We start from the raw sequence: 19,271 nt of genomic DNA, 5'->3' as shown, positions 1-19,271 counted from the left end.
TGATTGCCACGGCGTTTTGCGATTGGACGGGATCACCTGGAACCGCAAAGACGCGTCGATACAAAGAACCAGAGCAAATGAGCGTTCGGTGACGAACGCACTTTGATCTAGATGGCGTCGAGGCCGCTCTCGCCGGTGCGGATGCGGATGGCTTCCTCGATATTGAGGACGAAGATCTTGCCATCGCCGATCCGGCCCGTCTGGGCGGCCTTGCGAATGGCGTCGATGGCGCGCTCGACACGCTCGTCCGGCACCACAACCTCGATCTTCACCTTGGGAAGAAAATCGACGACATATTCGGCGCCGCGATAAAGTTCCGTGTGGCCTTTCTGCCGCCCGAATCCCTTCGCTTCCGTCACCGTAATGCCCTGCAGACCGACCTCCTGCAGCGCTTCCTTCACCTCGTCCAACTTGAAGGGCTTGATGATGGCTTCAATTTTCTTCATGGGGTCTCCTCGATTTCAGCACATAGTGCGCAGAAACCTCCTTGCTGGTAGCAGGTCGCATGCCAAACCGCCAACAGGAAAATTTTCTTTTATCTTCAACGTGTTGAGACCTAAGGTGCTGAAAAATGGGCAAGCGCTACCGAAAGACTGCACAATTTTTTGGCGGGCTGCCAATAAAATATGCGGCGTGAGAGGGTAATTTTCGGCCCGTGACGGCAGCAAACGCATTTTTTCCACCGAATGCGACGAGGTGGCGCATGCCGTGGAAAGCTTGGAGGACGTCTTGATCGAGTTGCTGACCCCATCTGAAATGGCCGATGCGGATCGTCTCGCTATCGCTGAGGCCACCACCGCCGACCAGTTGCTCGAGCGGGCGGGGAGGGCGGTGGCCGATGTGGCGGCGCGGCATCCCTTCAACACGCCGATCCTGGTTTTGTGTGGAACGGGCCTGAACGGGGGCGATGGTTTCGTTGCCGCCCGCATCCTGCGCGAAAGAGGCTATCGGGTCCGGCTTGGCCTGCTGGGCCCGGCTTCGGCGCTGGGGGGAGAGGTCGCCTACGCTGCCGAGAAATGGGGGCAGCCGGTCGAGGATGCGCTGGCCCTTTCGTTCCCCAGGGAGGGAATCGTCATCGATGCGCTGCTCGGCGCCGGGCTTTCCCGTGACATTGGCGGCCCGCTCGCCGGTTTGGTCGAGCGGATCAATGCTTCCTGCCTGCAGGTCATCGCAGTCGATCTGCCCTCCGGCATCGATGGGGCGACCGGCCAGATCCGCGGCGTGGCCGTGAAGGCGCGCGAGACGGTGACTTTTTTCCGGCGCAAGCCGGGGCACCTGCTCTTGCCCGGCAAACTCAATTGCGGCGCCGTCCGGGTTGCGGATATCGGCATTGCGGACAATGTGCTGGCCACCATCCGACCCCGGACTTTCGTCAACCAGCCGGACCTGTGGCAGCCCGGTTTTCCGCATCCCGAACCGGCGGGACATAAATATGCGCGGGGGCATCTGGTCGTCCTGTCCGCGGGCATCGAAGGGACGGGGGCGGCGCGGCTGGCGGCCAAGGCTGGATTGCGCGTCGGCGCCGGTCTCGTGACCGTCGCCAGTCCTTCCGACGCCCTCGCTATCCATGCCGCCTCGCTCGAGGCCATCATGGTGCGGCGCTGCGATGGGCCGGAAGGCCTCGCCGTCTTGCTGGAGGATGCGCGGCGCAATGCGTTCGTCGTCGGGCCCGCTTTGCCGCCGGACGAGGAGACCCGGGCCAAGGTCGACCTGGTGCTTTCTTCCTCGCGTGCCGTGCTGATCGATGCCGGAGCGCTTTCCGCCTTTGCCGCCGAACGCATTCATTTCATCGCCACGTTGCGGGCGGCGCTCGGGCCCGTCGTCCTCACGCCCCATGAGGGCGAGTTCGCGCGCGTCTTCGACGACATCGCCGGAAAACACGCGGCCAAGCTCGACCGGGCCCGCGCGGCTGCCGAGGCAACCGGCGCGGTCATCGTGCTGAAGGGGGCCGATACCGTGATCGCAGCGCCGGACGGGCGGGCCGCCATCAACGCCAATGCGCCGCCTACCCTGGCGACGGCCGGCTCCGGCGACGTGCTCTCGGGCCTTATCGGCGGGCTCCTGGCTCAATCGATGCCGGCCTTCGAAGCCGCCAGCGCCGCCGTCTGGCTCCATGGCGAAGCGGCCAATCTGTTCGGGCCGGGCCTCACCGCCGACGACCTGCCTGCGATGCTGCCCAAGGCTCTCGCCGCCTTGGCGTCATTGCGCCCTTCGTGATCAATGCCGCACCGGCTCATTCCGAGCTTTCCGCGAACAGGTCGATCCCGGTGGATCTGCCCGGATGCTGCGGCATCCGGGGAGCCGTGGGGCCTCGATTATTTGTCGCTCGCCGCGAAATGCGCCATCTGGCCGTCATAGGCTCGTTTGAAGGCCGGGCGCGCGCAGGCTCGATCGACATAGGATCGTGTGGCCGGAAAATCGCCGGCAGCCCTTACCTTCGGCACGCGAAGAGCCTCCGTCATCACGATGTCGGCGACGGTGAATTGTCCCGCGGCAAGCCATTCGCGCCGTGCCAGCACCGTTTCCAGATGCTGCAGGCGCTGGAACAGCCAGCCTTCGAGCGGGTTGGTGGCCTGCTTGGACAGGCCGATGAACCACCAGGGCACCGAAACCATCTCGATCGAGTTGAGCGCGGCGATCGTCCATTCCAGCGTCGCTGCTTCTCCTTTGGGATCGCGTGGCATCAGTTTCTCGCTTTTTCGAGCCAGATGCAGAAGACAGGCGCCGCTTTCGAAAAGGGCGATGTCCCCGTCCTCGATGAAGGGCACCTGGCCAAAAGGTTGGCGCGCGAAATGCTCCGGCCCGCGGTTATGGAAGGAAACCGACTTTACGTCGTAAGGGAGGCCAGCCTCTTCGCAGGCCCAGCGCAATCTGATGTCTCGAACGTGACCGCGGGGGCCCGGTGGCACCCAATCATAAGTCCATATCGTCAAGGCGTTGGTCATGTTGCTCCTCCACTTGCGCGGTGCGGCTGACAGCTTACGGGTCTCGACTACTTCGCTCAATCGACTGGAATGTGGCTCATGGTGACGGGCTCGCCCTTGGTGTTGGCTGAAGACTGGCGCCTGCCGACGACCTCCGTAACCAGAACAATCCGCTTCCCTCGTTGCTCCCAAGCTGAAGCGTATGGAGCACCGCGAGATCTTGTGCGCGCGGCCGGATTCTGGTGTGACTTTCAAGTCACGCCCGCTGAGCCACACTGCCGGCACAAAAGAAAAACCTGGCGGTCCCGGTCATGGAAGAAATCTACGGCCTGAGTTTCCTGGTGCTTTTCAGTTTGAGCGCCGTCGGCGGGGTGATCTTGCGCAGGCGCCTGCACGAAGAACACCTCTCGAAGGAGAACATGGAGGCGGTGCGCCTGGTGACGGGCCTGCTGGTGTCCTTCGCCGCTCTGATCCTGAGCCTGCAACTTTCCACCTCCAGGGCCGACTTCGACGCGGCCAGCAAGGATCGCTCGATCTATGCGGCGCATCTGGCGAGCCTCGACCAATGCCTGCGCGATCTCTCCCCGCGAATGGAGCCGACGCGCCAGCTGCTGCGCCGCTACACCGCCGCGGTGATCGCCAGCACCTGGCCCGACGAGCCGGCGCCGGAGGTCAAGACCATGCTCGACACCAAGGACATGCCGCTCATGGGCGAGGACAAGGTGCTTGCCGGCATGATGAACCAGATCGGCCTGGCGATCGATTCGTTCCAGCCGACCGATGGCATCGGCAAGAACATCGCCGCGCGCTGCCAACTGGACTACAGGGCGGCGCTGACGGGGCGCTGGGCCGTCATCGAGGATACACATGCTCCATCCGGCGTGTCCTTCACGCTGATCATCAGCTTCTGGCTGGCCCTCGTCTTCCTCAGCTTCGGCCTTCAGATCTCGCAGCGCCTGTTGAGCAAGATCGTGCTTGCCATCGGCGTCGTGTGCGTATCGAGCGTCATGTTCGTGATCATCGACCTCAAGATTCCCTATGGCGGTTTCTTCGGCATCTCCAGCATCTCCATGCGCGACGCGCTAACCGACATGAATCGCGATTGAACCGCTGGAGGGGCCTGTCGTCTTGAGGCTTTCCGCATGACGGCCCTTATTCCAAGGTTCAGGTCACCTCGAACCAGGTCAAGAGATCATCCTTCCTGGAAGGGCCGCAGGCGCGGCCGTGCAGGAGCCATTTGCCCGGATTATCCGCTGTGAACACCGTATGCACGGTTTCTCCCGGACCGATTGTGACCGTGTCGACCCAGTAGGGCTGCCATTCGTCGTCGAAGGGATGGAGGATGCGCATGGCGTGGCCGTGCACATGCACGGCCTGGTCGATAGGCGTTTTGTTGGCGAGGCCGAGATCGACGAGGCTGCCTCGCTTGACCGAGAACAAAGGCTTGTCGGGCAGCACCGAGCCGCCGCCGTTCCGGCCTGACAGCGCTAAGGTGACGCGCTTGGCCTTCTGCAGCGCAAGTGCGGCCGGCAGATCGGGGCGCGGCAGCACCAGGGGCGGCAGAAGGGCTGGGCGAAGCGGCGCCGCACCGTTCGAAACGAGGTGAGCGAGAATGACGACGTCGCCGTCGCGGTCCAGTGCGATACCGGCCTCACTCCCCGTTGTGAGCAGGCCGTCGACCGCAATGTCGGCGCGCCCGCCGGGCGGCAGGTCGAGGCGACCGTGATTGGGGGCGAAGGGTGTGTCGACGGGGTGGCCGTCGATGGCGACGATGGTGGCCGGAAAACCGGCCAGGGCGAGTTTGGCGATGCGCGTCGCCGCGGCGTTGACGAGACGCAGTCGGACACGCTCATTGGGAGCGAGGCTGATCGTTTCGGCCGGCTTCGAATTCGCCGTGATGGTCGGCTTGCTATCGGCGGTGGCCTGAATCTGCCCGTCGGCACCGATGTTCCAGTCGTCGATGACGAGAACCAGGTCTCGGTCTACCTTTGGCGGTTCATCCTCGTCGACGATCAGGACGCCATAGAGGCCGGCCTCGCATTGTGACAAGAAAGGGCCAAAGGCGGGGGGATGGTACCAGAAGGTGCCGGCATCCGGCGGCGTGAACGCGTAGTCGAAGCCCTCGCCCGGTTTCACCGCCTGCTGGGTCAGGGCGGGAACGCCGTCCATGCTATTGGCGAGGCGCACGCCATGCCAATGGATCGTCGAGGGGGCGTCGAGACGGTTTGCAAAGCGCAGCTTCACGGCCCGGTTGCGCTTCGTGTGCAGGAGAGGTCCCGGCGTCGAGGCGTCGAAACACTGCGTCCGGGTTGGCTTGACGCTGCCTGGCAGGGGGAGTTCGCCGGCCGCGGCCGTCAAGGTCAGGCCCGGAGCGGCCGGTGCGGGGCGCGTGAGAACAAGGCTGGCCAGGGTGACGCCGAGCCCGGCAAGAAGCTGACGCCGATCGAAACTGCCGGTCATCGGTGGGTCCTCCTGGCTGGGCAGTGGCTATTCCCGCCTGCCGGGAAGGTTGCTCGAAGGCCGGGAGCGACGCTGCGGCCGGCTGTTGCGGCCGCACGCGAATCCTTAACTCCAAATATCATGCAGGAGACGGCATTTTTTTGCTGCATCAATTTCATGACATGCTATATGGCGCCACTCGTTTCGCAGAATGCAAGTTTTGCGAAAGGGAGCCCTATTTGCGGGCGTGGCGGAACTGGTAGACGCGCTGGATTTAGGTTCCAGTGATGAAAGTCGTGGGGGTTCGAGCCCCTCCGCCCGCACCACGATCGGCCTCGACGGCTTAAAGACGGGGCAGCTACGAACTCACGGATTCGGGACAAGAATATGCAGGTGACCCAAACCCTGGCCGATGGCCTGAAGCGGGAATTCAAAGTGGTGGTGCCGGCGGCTGATATCGCCTCGCGCACCGATGCCCAATTGGAAGACATGAAGGGCAAGGTCCGCGTCAACGGCTTTCGTCCGGGCAAGGTGCCGGTGGCGCATCTGCGTCGTCTCTATGGCCGCTCGGTCACGGCCGATGTCGTCAACAATTTCGTTGGCGAAGCCAATCGTAAGATCGTCGATGACAACCAGATCAAGCTGGCCATGGAGCCCAAGCTCGATTTTGGTGCCGACGACGAAGGCGTGACCCAGGTGCTCGACGGCAAGGCCGATCTTGCCTGGACCGTCGCCGTGGAAGTGCTGCCGACCTTCGAGGTAGGCGACATTTCCGGCATCAAGATCGTCAAGCCGGTGGCCGAAGTCTCGGATGAAGAGGTGCAGTCGCGCCTCGAGGATCTGGCCCGCCGCAACGTCACCTATGCCGACAAGAAGGCCAAGTCGAAGGCCGAGAACCACGACCGCGTGATCGTCGACTTCGTCGGCAAGATCGACGGCGTCGAGTTCGACGGCGGCAAGGGTGAGGACATTTCCGTCGACCTCGGCTCCAAGACCTTCATTCCCGGCTTCGAGGACCAGCTCATCGGCGTCACCGCCGGCCAGGAGAAGACCATCGAGGTCAAGTTCCCCACCAACTATGCCTCCGACACGCTGGCCGGCAAGGACGCCACCTTCGACGTCAAGGTCAAGGCGGTGCAGGCTCCGGCTGAGCTCGTCATCGACGACGAGCTTGCCAAGTCTGTCGGCCTCGAATCGCTCGACAAGCTCAAGGAAGTGATCAAGAGCTCGATCGAAGGCGAGTACAACGCCGCCTCGCGCAGCAAGGTGAAGCGCCAGCTTCTCGATGCGCTTGATGCGAAATACTCCTTCGATCTGCCGCCGACCCTGTTCCAGCAGGAGTTCGACAATGTCTGGCTGCAGGTCGAGCGCGAGATGCAGCAGACCGGCCGCACCTTCGAGCAGGAGAACACCACCGAAGAGGCCGCCAAGGAAGATTATCGCAAGATCGCGGCCCGCCGCGTTCGCCTCGGCCTCGTGCTGGCCGAGATCGGCGAGAGCAACAAGATCCAGGTGACCGACGAAGAGGCGACTCGCGCCGTGATCGAGCGTGCCCGCCAGTTCCCGGGCCAGGAGCGCCAGATCTGGGAGTTCTACACCAAGAACCCGCAGGCGATCGCCGAGCTGCGCGCTCCGATCTTCGAGGACAAGGTTGTCGACCACATCCTCTCGCTCGCCGACATCACCGAGAACAAGGTCTCCAAAGAGGAACTGTTCAAGGAAGACGACGAGCAGGCCGCTTCTGCCGCTGCCGAGGAAAAGCCGGCCAAGGCCAAGAAAACCAAGGCCGCCAAGCCTGCCGAGTCAGCAGAATAAGGCTGTGCCGGGCCATCCTGGTTCGTCGAGACGAATATGCGATGGCCGGGCTTGCCCCGGCCATTGTCGTTCTCGAACGTCCCCGAACTTGCAAAAGGCGGGGAGGGGACTTGCAGGACCGGGTTTGACGACACATTTGCGACAAGAGGGCCCGTCTCTTCTCGGGCTAGCCTCCCTCGACAACCGTCGCACCTTCATGTCCCTGCGGGCGACAGGAAGGTTCACTTGACAAACAGGCTCGCGATCCCTGCCCTGACAGGAACATGGACTGCCGAGATTCGCTTGCTGGAGAGATTGATGCGAGATCCGATCGACTTCTATACCAACAACCTCATACCGACCGTGGTCGAAAGCACCAATCGCGGCGAGCGTGCCTGGGATATCTATTCGCGGCTGATGCGCGAACGCATCATCTTCCTGACCGGCCCGGTGGAGGACTACATGGCCTCCATCGTGGTGGCCCAGCTGCTGTTCCTGGAAGGGGAGAACCCCAAGAAGGAAATCGCGATGTACATCAACTCGCCGGGCGGGGTGGTGACGGCGGGCCTGTCGATCTACGACACGATGCAGTTCATTCGCTCGCCGATCTCAACGCTTTGCGTCGGCCAGGCGGCTTCGATGGGATCGCTCCTGCTGGCCGCCGGCGAGAAGGATCTGCGCTTTGCCCTGCCCAACGCGCGCATCATGGTGCACCAGCCTTCGGGCGGATATCAGGGCCAGGCGACCGACATCCTGATCCACGCCGAAGAAACGCGCCGCGTGAAGCAGAGGCTGAACGAAATCTACGTCAAGCATACCGGCCAGGACATCAAGTCGATCCAGGAGGCCCTGGAGCGTGATAATTTCATGGATGCGGAGCAGGCCAAAGCTTTCGGTCTGGTCGACCATGTGAGCGAGAAGCGGCCGGAGGAAGCCTCGCCCAAGCCTTAATGTAACCCTGCGGGAGATCCCTGCACGAGTTTCGCCACAGTTCGTTGCAATGGATATCGGTAATGATCTGTTGACGTGGGGGGCGCTAGATTCCAGCATTGGACCTGCTGGATGCAGCGTCACCGGAGAATGCAGGGGCAGCCATCATTTGGCATAGCCCTTGCAGGACGAACTTAGTCGATGCAGGTACGCCTGCGGGATTGTGTTTACAGCCACGGGATTTCCCGTGGGATTATGCGGAATGTCCGTTCCGCCGAGAGAGCCCGAAAGGGGGATGCCATGACCAAGGCCGGCAGCGATACCAAGAACACGCTCTACTGCTCGTTCTGCGGCAAGAGCCAGCACGAAGTTCGCAAGCTCATCGCCGGCCCGACGGTATTCATCTGCGATGAATGTGTCGAGCTGTGCATGGATATTATTCGCGAGGAGAACAAGTCCTCGCTGGTGAAGTCGCGCGACGGGGTGCCTACCCCGCGTGAGATCTGCAAGGTGCTCGACGATTATGTGATCGGCCAGATGCAGGCCAAGCGCGTGCTCTCGGTGGCCGTGCACAATCACTACAAGCGTCTCAACCATGCCACCAAGCACAGCGATGTCGAACTGGCGAAGTCCAACATTCTGATGATCGGACCGACCGGTTCGGGCAAGACGCTGCTCGCCCAGACCATGGCCCGCATCATCGACGTGCCCTTCACCATGGCCGATGCCACGACCCTGACGGAAGCCGGCTATGTCGGCGAGGATGTCGAGAACATCATCCTCAAGCTGCTGCAGGCGGCCGACTATAATGTCGAGCGCGCCCAGCGCGGCATCGTCTATATCGACGAGGTCGACAAGATCAGCCGCAAGTCCGACAATCCCTCGATCACCCGTGACGTCTCGGGCGAGGGCGTGCAGCAGGCCTTGCTGAAGATCATGGAAGGCACGGTGGCCAGTGTTCCGCCGCAGGGCGGGCGCAAGCATCCCCAGCAGGAGTTCCTGCAGGTCGACACCACCAATATCCTCTTCATCTGCGGCGGTGCCTTCTCGGGCCTCGAGAAGATCATCTCCAGCCGCGGCAAGGGCACCTCGATCGGTTTCGGCGCCCGCGTGGTGACGCCCGAAGACCGGCGTACCGGCGAGATCTTCCGTGAGGTTGAGCCCGAGGATCTGTTGAAGTTCGGCCTGATCCCGGAATTCGTCGGGCGTCTGCCGGTCATTGCGACCTTGGAAGATCTCGACGAGCCGGCGCTGATCAAGATCCTGACCGAGCCGAAGAATGCGCTGGTGAAGCAGTATCAGCGCCTGTTCGAGATGGAGGGGATCGATCTGACCTTCCAGGACGAGGCCTTGTCGTCGATCGCCAAGAAGGCGATCGAGCGCAAGACCGGTGCGCGTGGCCTGCGCTCGATCATGGAGGGCATCCTGCTCGACACCATGTTCGAACTGCCCGGCCTCGACGGTGTCGAGGAAGTGGTGATCTCCAAGGAAGTCGTTGACGGACAGGCCAAGCCGCTCTTCATCTATTCCGAGAAGCAGGAGGTTTCCTCCACCGGCTGATGTCCGCCGGAGCAATGCTCGATATGCAATGCCGGCCTGTGGCCGGCATTGTCATGTCGACACCTGCCTGCAGACATGTTGAAATGCATGGCTCGGGCGATGTCCCGCTCCGCTGAGATCGACCATTCGCCGCAGCGGCCTTCGATTGCGCTTGACGTCGGAGGGGGGTATCGTGGGCTAGGAGAGACCAGCTCGATTCGAGCCGGTTTCCGTAGAAAAATGCATGTTTTGGCTAATTGTCGCTACTTTTCGGAGAGTCCTTTCAAGAGTGGCCCGAGGTTCCCGGCAATCAATCCGAAGTCGATCGAACAGAAATTTGTAGCGAGGTTCGCAGGTGCGAGAACGAAAATCGAGACAGCGCAATTTACCGGGATTAGCCGGCTTGACACTGTGCTTGGTGCTCTCCACCTAACCCTTATCGAAGCAACTGTGCCCATCCGGGGCAGTTGGGAATACCTCCGAGGTCGCTCTTCGTGTTGGCCGGGAGGATAGCGCCGCTGGTACGGCTATTGCAGCGTGGAACGGCGCAGGAAAGGATATGCAATGACGACGAATAAGCAGCGTCCTCCGGTGCCGGCAGGCACCGTCGATACGTTCCCGGTGTTGCCTCTGCGCGATATCGTGGTGTTCCCCCACATGATCGTGCCGCTTTTCGTTGGCCGCGAGAAGTCGATTCGGGCGCTGGAAGAAGTCATGCGGACCGACCGCCACATCCTGCTGGCGACGCAGCTCAATGCCGCCGAGGATGATCCGGCGCCGGACGCCATCTACAAGCTCGGCACGCTGGCTACCGTGCTGCAATTGCTGAAGCTGCCCGACGGCACGGTGAAGGTGCTGGTCGAGGGCGTCGACCGCGCACGCGTGCTCTCCTATTCCGGGCATGACGATTTCTATCAGGCCGAGGCCGAGGTCCTGGGCGACGGCAATGGCGAGAAGATCGAAGCCGAAGCGCTTGCCCGTTCCGTGGTGGCCGAATTCGAGAGCTATGTGAAGCTCAACAAGAAGGTGTCGCCGGAAGTCGTGGCCACGGTCACCCAGATCGAGGATTATTCGAAGCTCGCCGACACCATCGCCGCACATCTTGCGGTGAAGATCGCCGACAAGCAGGAAGTGCTGGAGATCCTGTCGATCCCGGCGCGCCTGGAGAAGGTGCTCGCCCTGATGGAAAGCGAGATTTCCGTCCTGCAGGTCGAGAAGCGCATCCGTACCCGCGTCAAGCGGCAGATGGAGAAGACCCAGCGCGAGTACTATCTCAACGAGCAGATGAAGGCGATCCAGAAGGAGCTCGGTGACGAGGAAGGCAAGGACGAACTCGGCGAGCTCGAACAGAAGATCAAGGACACCAAGCTCTCCAAGGAGGCCCGCGACAAGGCGCAGGCCGAGATGAAGAAGCTGCGTCAGATGTCCCCGATGTCGGCCGAGGCCACCGTCGTGCGCAACTATCTGGACTGGCTGATTTCCTTGCCCTGGGGCGACAAGTCCCGGATCAAGAAGGATTTGCCGCATGCCCAGGAGATTCTCGATGCCGATCACCATGGCCTGGAAAAGGTCAAGGAACGTATCATCGAGTATCTGGCGGTGCAGCAGCGCGCCAACAAGCTGACCGGTCCGATCCTGTGCCTCGTCGGCCCGCCCGGCGTCGGCAAGACGTCGCTCGCCCGTTCGATAGCCAAGGCGACCGGCCGCGAATATGTGCGCATGTCGCTCGGCGGTGTCCGGGACGAGGCCGAGATCCGTGGCCATCGGCGCACCTATATCGGCTCGATGCCCGGCAAGGTCGTTCAGTCGATGCGCAAGGCCAAGAAGCAGAATCCGCTCTTCCTGCTCGATGAAATCGACAAGATGGGCCAGGATTTCCGCGGCGATCCGTCTTCGGCTCTGTTGGAAGTGCTCGATCCCGAGCAGAACTCGACGTTCAACGACCATTACCTCGAGGTCGACTACGACCTGTCGAACGTGATGTTCGTGACCACGGCGAACACGCTCAACATTCCGCCGGCGCTGCTGGACCGCATGGAGATCATCCGTCTCGCCGGTTATACCGAAGACGAGAAGGTGGAGATCGCCCGCAAGCATCTCATCCCCAATGCCGTTCAGAAGCATGGCCTGAAGGCACGTGAGTTCTCGATCGACGACGAAGCGCTGCTCAATCTGGTGCGTCGCTACACGCAGGAAGCCGGGGTGCGCAACCTCGAGCGCGAGATCTCGAACCTGACCCGTAAGGCCGTCAAGGACATCCTGATGTCCAAGAAGAAGACGGTCAAGGTGACGAACACGGTGCTCGAAGACTATCTCGGCGCCCCGCGTTACCGCTACGGCCAGGCCGAACTCGAGGATCAGGTGGGTGCGGTTACGGGCCTGGCCTGGACCGAGGTGGGCGGCGTGCTTCTGACCATCGAAGCGGTCATGATGCCCGGCAAGGGCAAGATGATCGTGACGGGCAATCTGAAGGACGTCATGCGCGAGTCGATCTCCGCGGCTGCCTCCTATGTCCGTTCGCGCGCCATCGACTACGGCATCGAGCCGCCGCTGTTCGACAAGCGCGACGTGCATGTGCATCTGCCGGAAGGTGCAACGCCCAAGGATGGCCCCTCGGCCGGCATCGCCATGGCCACCGCCATGGTGTCGGTGATGACGGGCATCGCGGTTCGCCGTGACGTTGCCATGACCGGTGAGGTCACCTTGCGTGGCCGGGTGCTGCCGATCGGCGGCCTGAAGGAGAAGCTGCTCGCCGCCCTGCGGGCCGGCATCAAGACCGTGCTGATTCCGGAAGAGAACGCCAAGGATCTGGCCGAACTTCCCGACAATGTGAAGAACGGTCTCGAAATCGTGCCGGTTTCCCGGATGGAGGAAGTTCTGCGCAGGGCGCTGGTGCGCATGCCAGAGCCTATCACCTGGGACGAGGACAAGAACGCGCCGCCGCCGGCTGTCGTCGGAGATGACGCCAACGCTGTCGTCGCCCACTGACACTGAAACGATCTGCAAGCGGCCGCGCCCCAAAGGGTGCGGCCGCTTTCTTTTGCCTTGCGAAGCGGGCACAAGCGCAATAGACAGGGGCCGTGCGCGGGACCTTTCCGTGCTGGGGCGGTTAGCTCAGTTGGTAGAGCATCTCGTTTACACCGAGAGGGTCGGCGGTTCGAGCCCGTCACCGCCCACCAGAACATTCAATCAGTTTGGCCTGTCGACTTGCAGGCTTGATGGGTGCTCAGCGCGGGGCTGATGCCACCTGGCGCATTGCCAGCTGCGCTTCCTGCCGGTGGACCTCGATCGAGTCCAGGCTCTTGTCGAACAAGGGCGGGTCGCCTTCCAGATAGGTCGCCGCCCAGGTCTCCGCCTCGACGAGGTCTTCGAAAATCGGTGCGTCCGGCAGCGGTTCGACGTGAGCGCCACGGCGTTTCATGATGATGAACCAGCTCATCCGCGTCGTCCTGATCATTGAACTCCTAAATGAAATGCGCATCGCGGCACGGGGGTTCCATGCCACGCTCGTCTCACGTGGCGGCGATGGGCTGGCGGGCCGGATAGGCTCGCAGCGTGCACGGGCAAGGGTGTCACCGGGAAGGTGCAGCAGGATCCATGGTGTCTGAGCCATGCTCTTCGGAAGATCTTGCGTGATGGGGCCGGATTGACATCGGGCTGATGCCGACCTATGCGATGGTCACCTGCTGATTTGAGCGGAAGGTTTCATGTCAGAGCTTGTGAGAAACCGCTGACCGTCTCGATTTGACGAGACATGAGGAAGCATTGCGAGGCGCGGCGGCCGGATCGGGCGGGTGCGCGGGCGATGCTTGTCATGGTTTCTGCGACAGGCTCCACCATCATGAATATCTCACGGGGCGAGCAGCGTGTGCTGCACGTGCTGGCCCAGGGCGGGCATATCCGCCATCATCGCGGCGATAACGGCCGCATCCATCATGTCGACTGCTTCACCCGCGACGGCCATCGTCTGGCCGATTGCACGCTTGAGACATTCGGCAAGCTCCTCCGCAAAAGGCTGATCGAATCCCATGCCTCCGGCCCCTACCGCATCTCGCGCAAAGGGCGGGAGAGCGTGCGCGCTCAGGCCGACAACCGCTGAACGAGGGAAATATCATGCAGATCCGACCAGAACGTGCCGATGATATCGATACCATCCGCGCGATGACCAGGGCCGCCTTCGAAGGAAAGCCATATAGCAGCCAGACGGAGGCGGCGATCGTCGACGGCTTAAGGGCGGCGGGGGCTTTGACCTTGTCCCTGGTGGCGGAAGAAGAAAGCGGGGTCGTCGGCCATGTCGCCTTTTCGCCCGTCACCATCGATGGGGCTTTCCGGCATTGGTACGGGCTGGGGCCGGTATCGGTGCGACCGGACCGCCAGAAAAACGGCATCGGGCGAGCGCTGATCGAGACTGGCCTCGCCGACCTCCGCCGGCAGGAGGCGCAAGGCTGCGTCGTCCTGGGAGATCCCGCCTATTACGGCCGCTTCGGCTTCAAGAACGAGGTTCGGCTTTGCCTTCCCGGCGTGCCGCCTGTCTATTTCCAGTGCCTGCCCTTCGGGGCTGACATGCCGCAGGGAGACGTGGCCTACCACCCGGCGTTCGAGGCGAAATAGCGGATCGTCCCGCCGCGACCAGGACGCGGCGGGACGCCTCTCAAGCCCCGAAAGCCGGCCAAGCCTCGTCCGCCGGTGCGATCACCGCGGGCGGGCGGGGCCATTGGATGGCAAAGGCCGGGTCGTCATAGCGATAGCCCCGGGCATGGCCGGGAACATATTTGCGGCCCATGCCGTACAAGACGTCCGTTCCGGCTTCGAGCGTCAGGAAGCCGTGGGCACAGCCTTCGGGAATATAGAGCTGGTGCAGATTGTCGGCGCTCAGCTCGGCGCCGAGCCATTGGCAAAAGGCCGGGCTGTCCGGCCTGAGATCGACCACGACGTCATGGATCTTCCCTCGCGCCACCTGGACGAGCTTGGCCTCGGCATGAGGAGCATCCTGGAAGTGCATGCCGCGCAGGGTGAAAGCCTTGTCGTTGCGCGAGAGATTGGTTTGCACAGGCGCAAAGACGATGCCGGCGGCAGCGAACTCGTCCGGGCAATAGGTGCGGGCGAAAAAGCCGCGATCGTCGCGCCGCGGCTCCGGCTCGATCAGGAAGCAGCCCGGGATGCGGGTCTCGACGAAGATCACGGCGAGAGCCTGATGCTGGGCACGGCCGTCACGAAGGAACTGCCCGGCGGCATCAGCGGACGCGTCTGCTCCATCACTTCCTCGGCGATGTTCCAGGGCAGGATGACGAGATAATCGGGTGCGATCTCGCTGATCTTGTCGGGCGAGAGGATCGGGATCTGGCTGCCGGGCAGCAGGCGGCCCTGCTTGGCCAGGGAACGGTCGAACACAGCCACGATATCGGCGGGGCCGACGCCGCAGAAATTCAGGAAGGTGTTGCCCTTGGCGGCGGCTCCATAGGCGGCGATGGTCTTGCCGGCGGCCTTGGCCTCGGCCAGGAAGGCGAGGAAGCCGCGCTTGACCTCGGCGACCTTGGCAGCAAAGCCTTCATAGCCGGCCAGAGCGTCAAGACCGGCGGCGTGCTCCTTGGCGCGCAGGGCGTCGAGCCGCGCCGAAGGCCGGTGGCTGGACGCCAATGGTGCCGCGAACAGGCGCAGCGAGCCGCCATGGGTCGGCAGTTCCTCGACATCGATCGCCTTGAGGCCGACGGCGGCGAACACCTTCTCGACCGTCACCAGCGAGAGATAGGAAAAATGCTCGTGATAGATAGTATCGAACTGCACCTTCTCGATCAGATTGAGCACATGCGGGAATTCGAAGGTGACGACGCCCTCGGGTTTCAGCAAGGCGGCGAAGCCGCCGACGAAATCGCGGATATCGGGGACATGGGCGAGCACATTGTTGGCAGCCATGAGGTCGGCGCGCTTGCCCTGGCCGACGAGACGCCGGGCGGTTTCGACGCCGAAGAAGGCGACTTCGGTATCGATGCCCTTGGCCCGGGCCGTCTCGGCGACATTGGCAGCAGGTTCGACACCGAGCACCGGTACGCCAGCGGCTTTGAAATGCTGCAGCAGGTAGCCGTCATTGGAGGCGACTTCGATCACCAGCGAATTGGCGCCGAGCTTGAAACGCTCGATCATCGCTTGCGCATAGCGCTTGGCATGCGCCACCCAGCTGTCCGAATAGGAGGAAAAATAGGCGTAGTCGGAGAAGATCGCGTCCGGCGGGACGGAATCATCGACCTGGACGAGCAGGCAGCTCGGACAGACGCGCGCATGCAGCGGGAAGCTGCGCTCGGGATTGCTGTCGTCGGGCAGGCGATAATCGTTGGCAAGCGGCATCGAGCCGAGATCGCACAAGGTCGTCGTCAGCGGCGTAGCGCAGAACCGGCAATGAGGAAGCGTGGACGTGGCAGCGGGCATGGCGGCGGTCTCAGGGCGTCGAGAAACGGGAGATCTGATCGAGGGTGAAGGCGTGCATGTCCTGCCCGGCGGCCTCGGCAGCATACCATTGCGCCGTCCATTCCAGACTGGCCGGGCCGGCGAGCCGATCCTGCCAGCCGAGCAGCGAGCGGGCTCGCTCGGAATCGACGGTCAGCGCCTTCATCTCGATGGAACCGGGCACGGGTTTGTGCAGCCAGTCCGGCTTGCGGCCAAGCGCCTGGAAAATGGCATCGGCCACCGCCGAAACGGGCAGGGGACGGGAAGGGTCGGGACCGAAGTTCAGTGCCCGCGGCGTGTCCGCGACAGTAGCCAGCCGTTCGGCATAGACCAGATAGCCGTTCACGCAGTCGAGCACATGCTGCCAGGGTCTGACCGCCTCGGGGTGGCGCAGTTCGAGCGGCTTGCCGCCGCGCACGGCGCGCACGATGTCCGGGACGAGCCGGTCGGCCGAATGGTCGCCGCCCCCGATGACGTTGCCGCCGCGTGCAGTGGCAGCCGGCACCCGTGCCTTGTCGAAATAGGAGCGCGCATAGGAATAGGTGACGATCTCGGCAGCCGCCTTGGAAGCCGAGTAGGGATCCTTGCCGCCGAGCTTGTCATCCTCATGGAAGGCCTCGCCTGTCTCCTCGTTGAGATAGACCTTGTCCGAGGTCACCGCGAGGATGCAGGCGAGTGTCGGCAGGGAGCGCAGGGCTTCCAAGAGGTGCACCGTGCCCATGACGTTGGTGCCGAAAGTCTCGACCGGATCGGCGAGGGAACGCCGCACCAGGGCCTGGGCAGCCAGGTGCAGCACGATTTCGGGTTGGGTCGCCTCCACGGCCCGGCGCACGGCTTCGGCATCGCGAAGGTCGCCAAGGATCGACCGGACGGAACCGTCGACGCCCGCGGCTGCAAATAGGGGCTGGTCGGCGGCCGGCGGCAGCGCAAAGCCGGTAACCTCCGCCCCAAGCCGATGCAGCCACAAGGCCATCCAGCTCCCCTTGAAGCCTGTATGGCCGGTAAGAAACACCTTCCTGCCCCGCCAGAAAGCAGGTGATGGCAAAATGCCTGCGGCCAAAGCCCGGGTCACGGCCAGACCTTCCAGGGCGCTTTGCCCTGCGCCCACAATTGTTCGAGATGGTTCTTGTCGCGCAAGGTATCCATGGGCTGCCAGAACCCGCCATGCCGATAGGCCATCAAATCGCCGGAGGCGGCCAGAGCCTCGAGCGGCGCACCTTCCCAGGAAGTCTGGTCTGCCTCGATCAGGTCGACCACGCTCGGTTCCAGCACGAAGAAGCCGCCATTGATCAGCGCATTGTCGCCGGGCGGCTTTTCGATGAAACGGGTGACCTTGTCACCCTCCAGCGACAGGGAGCCGTAGCGGCCGGGAGGGATCACGCCCGTCAGCGTGGCGCGCTTGCCATGCTTCTTGTGGAAGGCGATGAGCGCGCCGATGTCGACGTCGGAGACGCCGTCGCCATAGGTGAAGCAGAAGGATTCGCCCGGCGTCAGGAAAGGGGCGACCCGTTTCAGCCGGCCGCCCGTCATGCTGGTCTCGCCGGTGTCCACCATGGTGACCCGCCAGGGCTCGGCCTTCTGATTATGGTAGATGACCTCGTTCTTTTCGGCGTCGATCGTCACATCCGCATTGTGCAGGAAGTAGTTGGAGAAATACTCCTTGATCATATAGCCCTTGTAGCCCAGGCAGATCACGAAATCGTTGATGCCGTAATGGCTGTAGATCTTCATGATGTGCCAGAGGATCGGCCGGCCTCCGATCTCGATCATCGGTTTGGGGCGCAGATGCGATTCTTCGGAAATGCGCGTGCCCATGCCGCCAGCGAGAATGATTGCTTTCAAGGTCTGATCCGATAGACAGAGGTGGGTGGCGCGGCTATAGCCGCTTGGCTGTTCCTTGGCAATCAAACGGCAGAAATGGCCCGCGTCAAATCCGGATTTCGAAAGCGTTTCAATATCCGCTACTGGCGCTGGCTGGCGGCACGGGCGACTATTGGCAGGATCAGCCTGCTGCGGCGTCGTTTTTCCTTCTATCCGCGCGGAGTCGATCCTGAGATCGCCGCGACCCTTGTCATCGAGGACCGCAAGGCCGAGATGGCGACTTCGTTCACACCGGAAGAATGCGCTTTCGTGCGGGACCGGTGCTGGCCCTATGACACCTTGGCGCGCGAATGGCGGGGAGGCGTCACGGTTCCGGTGCAGGAACTGGCCCTGACGATAAGTCCCGCGGAACTGCTTGGCCATGTCAGCCGCGTTTTCGCGCCCGATCGGGAAGGCGTGGTGATACGCGACGTGGAATGGGTGAATTGGAACTTCGCCAGGGCCAAGCGGCTTCGCGTTCTGCCCGCCCTTGCAGGGCGTTGTCATCTCTTGGCTCGGACGGACAATTATTATCATGCGCTCTTTGAGGACCTGGTTCCGGTCGTCAACTACCTCGAGCGCTTTCACCCCAAGGGCATGCCGCTCACCCTGCTGCTGCCGCCTTCGCGCCTGGAAAGCCTGAACCTAGGCTGCGCCCTGCTGGAGCAGGCCTATCCGGGCGTGCGCGTGATCGCCATGCCGGACGATGCCAAAGTGGCGGTCGAGGAGGCGCTGTGGCTTTCCTTCGATGCCGGCAATGCCGAATGGAGCTTTGCCGATGCCGCTCCCGTCGAGCGGCTGGCGGACCTTTTCCGCGCGCACTACGGGGTGCCCGCCGGCCGCGGCCGGCGCATCTTCTTTTCGCGGGGAAACAGCAAGATCCGGCGCCTGCTCAATGAAGATGCGCTCTGGGACATTGCAAGAGGGCATGGTTTCGAGCGATTCGAGGCCAAGGGCGACAATCATGCCGAACAGGTTCGCCTGTTCTCCCAGGCCGACGCCGTTATCGGCGTGCATGGCGCCGGGCTCGGCAATCTGGCGTTCTGCCGGCCCGGAACGCAGGTGATCGAGCTTTTTCCCGCGAATTTCACCAAGAGCACCTATCTGTGGCTGAGCAGGCGCCTCGGCCTCGATTATAGCTGGCTCATCGGCGAGCCGGGTGATTATGACCAGGCGTTCGCGTTGAACGAAAACCTGCTGCGCGACAAGCTCGAGTCACTTCCCCCCTCTTCCTGATGATGATGGTCTGTCTCGGCGAGGGGCTCACGATCGACCGCGCCATCGGTTTGGCCCTGGCTCGTGCCGGCGCCTTCCGTGTTTCCAGGAGGCCGATCGGTTCCTGAG

Annotated in this window: 17 protein-coding genes and 2 tRNA genes; 11 read left to right on the top strand and 8 right to left on the bottom strand. The window is 62.8% G+C overall.

Features of this window, described 5'->3' with window-relative positions; all coding sequences use genetic code 11:
* Positions 1 to 107: 107 nt before the first annotated feature.
* Positions 108 to 446 carry a P-II family nitrogen regulator gene (locus J8I29_RS06200; RefSeq protein ID WP_068296275.1) on the bottom strand — a complete coding sequence of 113 codons (339 nt, stop codon included), beginning with the start codon at positions 444 to 446 and terminating at the stop codon, positions 108 to 110.
* A gap of 286 nt (positions 447 to 732) precedes the next feature.
* Here J8I29_RS06200 and J8I29_RS06195 point away from each other — a divergent pair, with 286 nt between their 5' ends.
* Positions 733 to 2,217: an NAD(P)H-hydrate dehydratase gene (locus tag J8I29_RS06195; protein ID WP_209431287.1), complete on the top strand. Its 1,485-nt coding sequence runs from the start codon at positions 733 to 735 to the stop codon at positions 2,215 to 2,217.
* A 98-nt stretch (positions 2,218 to 2,315) separates the two neighbouring features.
* Here the strand turns inward: J8I29_RS06195 and J8I29_RS06190 are convergent, their stop codons facing one another.
* Positions 2,316 to 2,945 carry a glutathione S-transferase gene (locus J8I29_RS06190; RefSeq protein WP_105864603.1) on the bottom strand — a complete coding sequence of 210 codons (630 nt, stop codon included), beginning with the start codon at positions 2,943 to 2,945 and terminating at the stop codon, positions 2,316 to 2,318.
* A 290-nt stretch (positions 2,946 to 3,235) separates the two neighbouring features.
* On the opposite strand from J8I29_RS06190, the gene J8I29_RS06185 reads away from it, so the two are divergent.
* On the top strand, positions 3,236 to 4,030 hold the full coding sequence (locus tag J8I29_RS06185; protein ID WP_209430985.1) for a hypothetical protein: 795 nt from the start codon (positions 3,236 to 3,238) through the stop codon (positions 4,028 to 4,030).
* A 58-nt stretch (positions 4,031 to 4,088) separates the two neighbouring features.
* Here J8I29_RS06185 and J8I29_RS06180 read toward each other — a convergent pair whose 3' ends face one another.
* Entirely contained in the window at positions 4,089 to 5,384 is a 1,296-nt protein-coding gene (locus J8I29_RS06180; RefSeq protein WP_209430984.1) for a multicopper oxidase family protein, read from the bottom strand.
* A 220-nt stretch (positions 5,385 to 5,604) separates the two neighbouring features.
* On the opposite strand from J8I29_RS06180, the gene J8I29_RS06175 reads away from it, so the two are divergent.
* The 6 genes from J8I29_RS06175 to J8I29_RS06150 all read left to right on the top strand — a co-directional run bounded on the left by J8I29_RS06175 (position 5,605) and on the right by J8I29_RS06150 (position 12,805).
* Positions 5,605 to 5,689, top strand: a tRNA-Leu gene (locus J8I29_RS06175).
* A gap of 61 nt (positions 5,690 to 5,750) precedes the next feature.
* Positions 5,751 to 7,178, top strand: a complete 1,428-nt coding sequence (gene tig, locus J8I29_RS06170; protein WP_105864600.1) for a trigger factor — start codon at positions 5,751 to 5,753, stop codon at positions 7,176 to 7,178.
* Positions 7,179 to 7,475: 297 nt separating this feature from the next.
* Positions 7,476 to 8,108: an ATP-dependent Clp protease proteolytic subunit gene (locus J8I29_RS06165; protein ID WP_105864599.1), complete on the top strand. Its 633-nt coding sequence runs from the start codon at positions 7,476 to 7,478 to the stop codon at positions 8,106 to 8,108.
* Positions 8,109 to 8,387: 279 nt separating this feature from the next.
* Positions 8,388 to 9,647, top strand: coding sequence for an ATP-dependent Clp protease ATP-binding subunit ClpX (gene clpX, locus J8I29_RS06160; protein WP_068296294.1), 1,260 nt, complete (start codon positions 8,388 to 8,390; stop codon positions 9,645 to 9,647).
* Between the two features lie 543 nt (positions 9,648 to 10,190).
* Positions 10,191 to 12,614, top strand: coding sequence for an endopeptidase La (gene lon, locus J8I29_RS06155; RefSeq protein WP_105864597.1), 2,424 nt, complete (start codon positions 10,191 to 10,193; stop codon positions 12,612 to 12,614).
* A gap of 115 nt (positions 12,615 to 12,729) precedes the next feature.
* Positions 12,730 to 12,805: transfer RNA gene (locus J8I29_RS06150), tRNA-Val, on the top strand.
* Positions 12,806 to 12,852: 47 nt separating this feature from the next.
* Here J8I29_RS06150 and J8I29_RS06145 read toward each other — a convergent pair.
* The gene (locus tag J8I29_RS06145; RefSeq protein WP_209430983.1) at positions 12,853 to 13,065 is read right to left on the bottom strand and encodes a hypothetical protein; all 213 of its coding nucleotides are present in this window, start codon (positions 13,063 to 13,065) and stop codon (positions 12,853 to 12,855) included.
* Between the two features lie 402 nt (positions 13,066 to 13,467).
* Between J8I29_RS06145 and J8I29_RS06140 the strand changes: the two genes are divergently transcribed.
* Both J8I29_RS06140 and J8I29_RS06135 read left to right on the top strand, forming a co-directional pair.
* Positions 13,468 to 13,725 carry a YjhX family toxin gene (locus J8I29_RS06140; RefSeq protein WP_209431286.1) on the top strand — a complete coding sequence of 86 codons (258 nt, stop codon included), beginning with the start codon at positions 13,468 to 13,470 and terminating at the stop codon, positions 13,723 to 13,725.
* A gap of 14 nt (positions 13,726 to 13,739) precedes the next feature.
* Positions 13,740 to 14,237 (top strand): N-acetyltransferase, encoded by a 498-nt coding sequence (locus tag J8I29_RS06135; RefSeq protein ID WP_105864595.1) that lies wholly within the window; start codon positions 13,740 to 13,742, stop codon positions 14,235 to 14,237.
* 40 nt (positions 14,238 to 14,277) lie between these two features.
* Here J8I29_RS06135 and J8I29_RS06130 read toward each other — a convergent pair whose 3' ends face one another.
* Genes J8I29_RS06130 through rfbF form a run of 4 tightly spaced genes read right to left on the bottom strand, consistent with a single transcriptional unit; the run spans position 14,278 to position 17,909 of the window.
* A complete protein-coding gene (locus J8I29_RS06130; protein WP_209430982.1) occupies positions 14,278 to 14,808 on the bottom strand; it encodes a dTDP-4-dehydrorhamnose 3,5-epimerase family protein in 531 nt (176 codons plus the stop codon).
* Positions 14,805 to 16,049 (bottom strand): class I SAM-dependent methyltransferase, encoded by a 1,245-nt coding sequence (locus tag J8I29_RS06125; RefSeq protein WP_209430981.1) that lies wholly within the window; start codon positions 16,047 to 16,049, stop codon positions 14,805 to 14,807. The genes J8I29_RS06130 and J8I29_RS06125 overlap by 4 nt, the downstream gene beginning before the upstream one ends.
* Before the next feature lie 10 nt (positions 16,050 to 16,059).
* Positions 16,060 to 17,139 (bottom strand): CDP-glucose 4,6-dehydratase, encoded by a 1,080-nt coding sequence (rfbG, locus tag J8I29_RS06120; protein ID WP_348535986.1) that lies wholly within the window; start codon positions 17,137 to 17,139, stop codon positions 16,060 to 16,062.
* Positions 17,136 to 17,909 (bottom strand): glucose-1-phosphate cytidylyltransferase, encoded by a 774-nt coding sequence (gene rfbF, locus J8I29_RS06115; protein ID WP_105864710.1) that lies wholly within the window; start codon positions 17,907 to 17,909, stop codon positions 17,136 to 17,138. Before rfbF ends, rfbG begins: the two co-directional genes overlap by 4 nt.
* Positions 17,910 to 17,984: 75 nt before the next feature.
* Between rfbF and J8I29_RS06110 the strand changes: the two genes are divergently transcribed.
* Positions 17,985 to 19,163, top strand: a complete 1,179-nt coding sequence (locus tag J8I29_RS06110) for a glycosyltransferase family 61 protein (RefSeq protein ID WP_209430980.1) — start codon at positions 17,985 to 17,987, stop codon at positions 19,161 to 19,163.
* Positions 19,164 to 19,271 lie beyond the last annotated feature (108 nt).

This window comes from Labrys sp. LIt4 (assembly GCF_017813775.1).
In the GTDB taxonomy this organism is placed as follows: Bacteria; Pseudomonadota; Alphaproteobacteria; order Rhizobiales; family Labraceae; genus Labrys; species Labrys okinawensis_A.
The sequence above is the reverse complement of the archived record's forward strand: the minus strand, read 5'-3'. Positions and strand labels throughout refer to the sequence as shown.